1 protein-coding gene is annotated in these 1,178 nt (G+C 50.5%); it reads left to right on the forward strand.

Annotated elements, in window-relative coordinates; genetic code table 11:
- The first annotated feature begins 227 nt into the window (after window positions 1–227).
- On the forward strand, window positions 228–848 hold the full coding sequence (locus ACRC27_RS06100) for a trimeric intracellular cation channel family protein (protein WP_010862140.1): 621 nt from the start codon (window positions 228–230) through the stop codon (window positions 846–848).
- Window positions 849–1,178: the final 330 nt, after the last annotated feature.

Raw genomic sequence — 1,178 nt, forward strand, 5'->3', positions numbered from 1 at the left:
TTGCTGTATGCAACTTCATTTACTATGTGATATCACAATGTCACATTTAAAACACAATCAATAAATGATTAGTATTTGTAATGCGACAAAAGAAAAATCAGCAGTAAAATAGCGCGCATTCGCCAACCAGCAGCCAACGTTAGCCGCGTCATACAGAAGCGTCATACCGTGTGCTGGCCTGTGTTGTCTCACTCGCGTTTTCACTGATGGACTGAGCCACTTTCCCCATGTTACTGACTATCTTATATCTTATCGGGATCACCGCTGAAGCCATGACCGGTGCGCTGGCCGCAGGTCGTCGTAAAATGGATCTGTTCGGTGTGATTATCATCGCCAGTGTGACTGCCATCGGGGGCGGTTCGATCCGTGATATGTTGCTCGGCCATTACCCGCTCGGCTGGGTCAAACACCCGCACTACATTGTGATTGTGGCCTGTGCCGCAGTGATCACGACGTGGATCTCACCGGTCATGAAGCACCTGCGCAAAGTGTTCTTAGTGCTGGATGCACTGGGTTTGATCGTCTTTTCCATCATCGGTGCGCAAGTGGCGCTGGATATGCACCACGGCCCGGTAGTGGCGGTGATTGCCGCAGTGATCACCGGCGCATTTGGCGGGGTACTGCGTGATCTGTTGTGTAATCAGATCCCGCTGGTATTCCAAAAAGAGTTGTATGCGGGGATCTCATTTGCCGCCGGTTTGCTGTATGTCGGCTTGCAACATACCGGATTAGATCACAATGCAGTGACCATGATTACCCTGTGCAGTGGCTTTGTGGCCCGTTTGCTGGCGATGCACTTTGAATTAGGTTTACCGGTGTTTAACTACACCCAAAGCGAAGAGTCGTAATCGGCTGCTCGTCGCACCTTCAACAACACACCGCAACACTGCTATAAACAGCGCACACAAAAAATGGCCGGAGCAGCACTGCTTCCGGCCATTTTTTTAGGCGACTTGATGAGGGCACTCTTTGTTTATAACGCTTCGTTTGTACGGCTTCGCTTGCAGCGCTATCCCTTTTCGCCCGTCAAACTCATGCAACCAGTGTCATGCGATCAGCGCCGACAACCACTGATAAATCTCCGTGCCATGACTGTCATACACCATTTTGCAGGTCATCAGCAGGGAAACCGTCACAATCATCGGCCGGATAAAGGACTGACCTTTGGTCAACACCAT

The sequence above is a fragment of the Plesiomonas sp. genome, from assembly GCF_051650925.1.
GTDB lineage: Bacteria > Pseudomonadota > Gammaproteobacteria > Enterobacterales > CAMTGL01 > Plesiomonas.

Coding starts and splice junctions, on each gene's coding strand:
- ACRC27_RS06100 (WP_010862140.1), top strand. CDS start 228: ATGTTACTGACTATCTTATATCTTATCGGGATCACCGCTGAAGCCATG.